Consider the following 5822-nt stretch of genomic DNA (forward strand, 5'->3'; position numbering starts at 1 on the left):
GCCGCCTCGTCCGGGGTTGGAGGCCGGCCCCGCCCGCCTCAGCCGTCGGGCGGGAGCACGAGGTGCCAGGCGCCGGGCCGCAGCGTCCAGGTGCGGGTCACGGCCGGACCGGCGAGACCGTCCGCGTCGGGCCGGTAGCGGAACCCGTCACCGGAGGCCGTCACGGTGACCCGGCGGGCCCGCGCCCGCAGCGGCGCCGCATCCCCCGCCGGCCGGGCGACGACCTCCGCCAGCCCGCCGCCCTGGTCGGCCCGCACCGACAGCTCCGCCAGCGGCCGGTCCGGACCGGCCAGCAGGGCACCGTCGGCCTCCACCCGCAGCCGGTGCGCGGCCGGCTCCGGCCGCGCGGAAGCCTCGGGAGGGCGCCGCCCACCGCGCGCGGCGGTCTGCGGCAGCACCGTCCGCGCCAGGGTGTGACACAGCCGGCGCAGCGGCAGCCCGGGCGGCACCGTCCCCTGCCGGGAGGGCGCCGGGGCGGCGGGCGGCGCGGGGCGCTCGACGCGCAGCCCGCCCAGGACGACATCGCCCTCGTCGTCGACCAGCAGGTCCAGCGGCCGTGTCCCGCCCCGCAGCACCGTGCGGGCCGCCGCCACCGCGTCGAGGGGCAGCCCCAGGCTCCGGGCCAGCGCGACGGAGGGACCGTTGCCGACCGGCACCACCGCCAGCGCCGTGCGCTCCAGATCCCGCTCGTCGTGCAGGAACCGGACCGTGCGCAGCAGGGCCCGGTCGTTCCCGATCAGTACGGGGCGCCGGCCGCCGTGCCGGGCCAGGGCCCGCGCGGTGTCCTCGACCCCGTCGGCCAGCCGCAGCTTCATGCCCGGACTCCCGGCGCGCAGCACATCCCGGGCGATCCGCACGGACTCGCCGTCGGTCAGCCGGGCGACGGGATCGACGACCACGAGCAGTGGCGTCGCCGCCGCCGGGTCCGGTTCCGCGTCCGCCGTCCGGGGCGCGTTCCCGTGCGCCGGACACGCCGGCGGCCTGGCGGGCGGCCTCGCCGAATCTGGAGCCGACACCACGATCCTTCCTCCTGAGCCCGGGGGACACCGAGAGAATCGGCGTGATTCCGCTCGGTACCGAGGTGGTGCTGGTTCGTACGTCCGTCCGAGGCGGAGCACTCCCCTGTTCGTCACCCGGGAGAATTGTTCGGTAATCTCTCGGTGCAAGAGCCCCTGTCGCTGTTGCGCCAGGGGCTTCCTCTATCCGGGGTACCGACCTGCGGCTCTCGCGTTGGCGAAAAGCGCCACGCACGTGGGACATGCCCCGCCCGAAAGGGGTGTACGCCTGTGCCCGCACTTGTGCTGCTCGGTGCTCAGTGGGGTGACGAAGGCAAGGGAAAGGCCACCGACCTGCTCGGTGGGTCCGTGGACTACGTGGTGCGCTACCAGGGCGGCAACAACGCCGGCCACACGGTCGTCGTCGGCGACCAGAAATACGCACTGCACCTGCTCCCTTCCGGGATCCTCTCCCCCGGCTGCACCCCCGTGATCGGCAACGGTGTCGTCGTCGACCCCTCGGTCCTGCTCTCCGAGCTGAGCGGGCTCCAGGAGCGCGGCGTGGACACCTCCAAGCTGCTGGTCAGTGGTAACGCGCACCTGATCACGCCGTATCACGCGACGCTCGACAAGACGACGGAGCGGTTCCTGGGCAAGCGGCGCATCGGTACGACCGGGCGCGGCATCGGCCCGACGTACGCCGACAAGATCAACCGGGTCGGCATCCGCGTCCAGGACCTGTTCGACGAATCGATCCTGATGCAGAAGGTCGAGGCGGCGCTCGACTTCAAGAACCAGGTGCTGGCCAAGCTCTACAACCGCCGCGCGATCTCCGCGCAGCAGGTGGTGGAGGAGCTGCTGGGCTACGCCGAGCAGATCAAGGGCTACGTCGCCGACACGACGCTGATCCTCAACCGGGCCATCGACGAGAACAAGGTCGTCCTGTTCGAGGGCGGTCAGGGCACGCTGCTGGACGTGGACCACGGCACGTACCCGTTCGTCACCTCGTCCAACCCGACGGCGGGCGGCGCCTGCACCGGCTCGGGCGTCGGCCCGACGAAGATCAGCCGGGTCATCGGCATCCTCAAGGCGTACACCACCCGCGTGGGCGCCGGCCCGTTCCCGACGGAGCTGTTCGACGAGGACGGCGAGGCGCTGCGCCGCATCGGCGGCGAGTTCGGCGTCACCACGGGCCGCAACCGGCGCTGCGGCTGGTTCGACGCGGTCATCGCCCGCTACGCGACCCGCGTCAACGGCCTGACCGACTTCTTCCTCACCAAGCTGGACGTGCTCACCGGCTGGGAGCGCATCCCCGTCTGCGTCGCCTACGAGATCGACGGCGAGCGCACCACGGAACTGCCCTACAACCAGAGCGACTTCCACCACGCCAAGCCGGTCTACGAGTACCTGCCGGGCTGGAGCGAGGACATCACGAAGGCCAAGACCTTCGCCGACCTGCCGAAGAACGCGCAGGCGTACGTGAAGGCGCTGGAGGAGATGTCGGGCGCCCCGATCTCCGCCATCGGCGTCGGCCCGGGCCGCGACGAGACGATCCAGATCAACTCGTTCATCTGAGCGGACCGGTGGACCGGCGCACCGGCGGTCCACCGGCCCGGCGGACCGGCCGCCGGAGTGGCCGGACTGGCCGCCGGAGTGGCCGGACTGGCACTACCACGCGCGGCCGTACGACCTGGTTGGGTCGTACGGCCGCGTTTGTGTGCGTGGGGGTTGCTTTGCGTGCGCGGGTCCGTTGCGTGCGCGGTGGCCGCTTTGCGTCGCGCGGGGGCCCGTTGCGCCGTGGGGGCCGTCCGCCGCGCGCGGGGTCGTCGCCTCGGGGGGCGCTGCTTCGGGGCGCCGTCCAGGGAGTGCGACCGGTGAGCGAGCGGGCATGCCCCTGGGCGGATTACGTCAGGGCCGGGATCGTCCGGCGGGTCGAGCCGAGAGCCCTGAGCGCCGCCATGGGGACCGCAGGGCGACCGGGCAGAACGCCGGCGGACGGCGCCAGGGCCCGGGGTTCGGCAGGCAGGGCCCGAAGCCCGAGCGCCGCTCCGGAGCCCCGCGGGGCTGCCGGGCGGGCCGCCGCCACTGCCCGGCCGCCCCTGAGCGTCGCCCTCGGGGCCCCGCAAGGGTCAAGCCGTCACCGGGCTGCCCCGCCCTCCGCCGCGCCCTGAGTCGCCGGCTGCTTCCGCTCGCCCATGTCGCGCAGTTCGGCCGGGTCGACCAGGTGCGCGACCGGGGCCGTGGAGCTGAGGAACAGCACCTCCTCGCCGTCCGCCAACTGATCCAGCAGCCGGTCCACGTGCATGACCTCGTGCGCCGGCATCTCCTGCCCCTCGGGCAACTCGGCCCCCGGTGTGAAGACCGCGACCGCCGTCGTGCCGTTGGGGGCCTCGGAGCGGGCCGGCCTCCCCTCCTCGTCCACGCACACCGCCACCTCGGTACCGGCGAGCGCCTCGACCACGGCGATCTCCGGCCCGTAGCCGGTCGCCGCGCGCTGCACGGCGGCATCCACCTCGCCGTGCGGCTTCGGCCAGCCCAGGCGCTCCGGAGAGGGCCGGTACTCCGGATTGTGCTCCCACTCGACGATCTCGCCGTGCTCGTCGCTGCGCCAGCGCCCCAGCCGGGCCCACATCGGCGGGGCCTGGCCGTCCTCCGGCTTCCAGTGCTGGTCCACCACGTTCAGCCAGTGGTCGGGGGCGACCTTGGCGGCCTCCACGATGTCCTCCGGCGGTTCCGGGAACCCCTCCTCACCACGCTGCACGAGGAGTTTGATCGGCTTCTGCTCCTCGGACCCGGGCTCGGGCCCTTGCTCGGGTTCCGGCTCGGGCCCGTCAGCGGTCCCGTCCGCCCCGCTGTCCTCCCCGCCGTCCGCCGTCTCCTCGCTCCTCGCGGAGGAAGCCCGGTCCGCGACGGGCGCCGCCGCCGCTTCCGCAGCGGCCCCCTCGCCGTCCGGGCCGGCACCGGCGGTGGTTTCGGCTGTCTCGGCTGCTCGGGCTGTTTCGGGTATCTCTGCTTCGGCCGTCCCGGCTGCTTCCGTCGAACCGGCCGGCCGGTCCTCGGGAGCGGAAGGCGGCTCGGAGTTCTCCGGGGAGCCCGCCGCGTCAGCGGAGTCGGCGGGCTGTTCCGCGCCCTCCGACGGCTCCTCGGGCGGGGTGGGCGGGGCGACGGGAGCCGAGTGGGTGGAGCCGCTTGGGGAGGACGTGCGCTCCGGGGGATCTTCCGGGACGTTCTCCGGGTCGATGTCGAAGCCCGCGCCCAGGATGGAATCGCGGTCGTTGGGGGACGTTGCCATGGTGGGAGTCTCCACAGGTCGGATGAGCGTGCGTGAGCGGGGGCGGTCCCGGCCGTCCGTCCGGGCGAGCGCTCCTCGGGTCCGTGGGGCGGGCAGCAGGCCGAACGGGGGCGGGTACGGGCCGGACGGACCGGACGCGGGGCGGTGCGGGCGTCCGCGCGGGCTGCTGCCCGGCCCGTACCCGGCCGTGCGGGGCCGGGCGGGGCCGGGTGCAGGAGGTGGACGCCGCACCGCCGTCCGGTGAACTGCGGAGCTCAGCTCTCCTCTGCGGCCTCGTCGTCGGAACCGGCCCCGCTGCCGGCCTTCTTCCCGCCGCCCTTGCCGTCGGCGTCCGACGCCCGGGCCTTCTCGGACGCCTTCGCCTTGCCGGCCGGCTTCGCCTTCTCGGAGGACTTCGTCGCCTTCGTCTTCTTCGCCGCCCCCGACTTCCCGGCCCCGGCCTCGCCCAGCACCGGAATGCCCTTGCCGACCACTGCCGGTACCTTGTCCCGGCCCTCCCCCTCGGCCGCCTCGTCCTCGCTCCCCGTCAGCTCGGTGTCGCCGAGTGCCTCACGCAGCGCTTCCGTCTCCACCGTCATGCTCACCGGCGCCGACGGGTTGAGGTAGATCAGATGCCCCTCCGGCAACTGCTCCAGCACCTTCCGTACCGGGTGCAGCGCGAACGCGAGCCGGCCGGAGGTGTGCAGATACACCGGCGACGTGAACACCGGCACCACCGCCGTCTCACCGTCCGGTGCGGTGGCGGGCAACGGGTCGCCGTTCGGAGTGACGAAGACCGCGACCTCGTCCAGCGCGGCCAGCGCCTTGGTCACGTCCTCGCCCGGCCCGTACCCGGTCGCCGCCAACTGCACCGCCGCGTCCACGTCATCCGCGGGCTCCGGCCACCCCAGGGCCTTCGGCGAGGGCTGGTACTCCTCGTTGTCCTGCCACTCGACGATCTCCCCCTCCGGGCTCGACCGCCACTGCCCCACCAGCGCCCACGCCGGCGGCGGCCCCTCGCCCTGCCACGTCGGATCGACCATCCCCAGCCAGTGGTCCGGGGCCAGCCGGCCCGCCTCGCGGATCTCCTCCGGGACGGGCGGCATGTTCTCCGACGCGCCCGCTATATCCTCCGGGGACCCCTGACCGGCCTCCACCGCCTGCTCGGGGGCGTCGGTGGCTTCGGTGGTCTCCTGCGTCTCGCTCACTGTTCTTCCTCTGTCCGGTCGTTCGTGCCAACGATGGTGCGGAATCCTGCGGAGTGCGCGGCGGCATGGGCACGCGCCTACTGGTTTCCGTTCGGTTTCCTTCGTTTGTGCTGTGTCAGCTGGTGTGTGGTTCCTGCGGCTTCTGGGACTTTCGGGGGCGGGCACCTCCCGCGGCTGGACCCCGAGGGAACTCCAGCCGCGTCGGCTTCCCGCCACTCACCTCGCTTTCTGTCCGTTTCCTGCTCGGGCTGCTCGCCGTCCGCTGTCACCGGGCGGATCTCGGTCTTCGAGCACGGCGACCGGGTAAGCACTCGGGCCGGCCGGTGCCTGGGCCGGGGGCTGAGGCTG

4 protein-coding genes are annotated in these 5822 nt (G+C 73.7%); 1 reads left to right on the top strand and 3 read right to left on the bottom strand.

Annotated elements, in window-relative coordinates; all coding sequences use genetic code 11:
• Positions 1-38 precede the first annotated feature (38 nt).
• The gene (locus tag IO40_RS0112510; RefSeq protein WP_051173645.1) at positions 39-899 is read right to left on the bottom strand and encodes a diacylglycerol kinase catalytic domain-containing protein; all 861 of its coding nucleotides are present in this window, start codon (positions 897-899) and stop codon (positions 39-41) included.
• A 387-nt stretch (positions 900-1286) separates the two neighbouring features.
• On the opposite strand from IO40_RS0112510, the gene IO40_RS0112515 reads away from it, so the two are divergent.
• Positions 1287-2570, top strand: a complete 1284-nt coding sequence (locus IO40_RS0112515; protein ID WP_016471890.1) for an adenylosuccinate synthase — start codon at positions 1287-1289, stop codon at positions 2568-2570.
• Between the two features lie 562 nt (positions 2571-3132).
• Here the strand turns inward: IO40_RS0112515 and IO40_RS38765 are convergent.
• Together IO40_RS38765 and IO40_RS35285 are read right to left on the bottom strand one after the other, a co-directional pair.
• Positions 3133-4287 carry a type VII secretion system-associated protein gene (locus IO40_RS38765; protein WP_016471891.1) on the bottom strand — a complete coding sequence of 385 codons (1155 nt, stop codon included), beginning with the start codon at positions 4285-4287 and terminating at the stop codon, positions 3133-3135.
• Between the two features lie 254 nt (positions 4288-4541).
• Positions 4542-5474: a type VII secretion system-associated protein gene (locus tag IO40_RS35285; protein WP_016471892.1), complete on the bottom strand. Its 933-nt coding sequence runs from the start codon at positions 5472-5474 to the stop codon at positions 4542-4544.
• Positions 5475-5822: the final 348 nt, after the last annotated feature.

It is taken from the genome of Streptomyces albus subsp. albus (genome assembly GCF_000725885.1).
In the GTDB taxonomy this organism is placed as follows: domain Bacteria; phylum Actinomycetota; class Actinomycetes; order Streptomycetales; family Streptomycetaceae; genus Streptomyces; species Streptomyces albus.

Excerpts from the sequence above, each read along its gene's own strand:
- IO40_RS38765 (WP_016471891.1), bottom strand. The coding sequence starts at position 4,287 with ATGGCAACGTCCCCCAACGACCGCGATTCCATCCTGGGCGCGGGCTTC.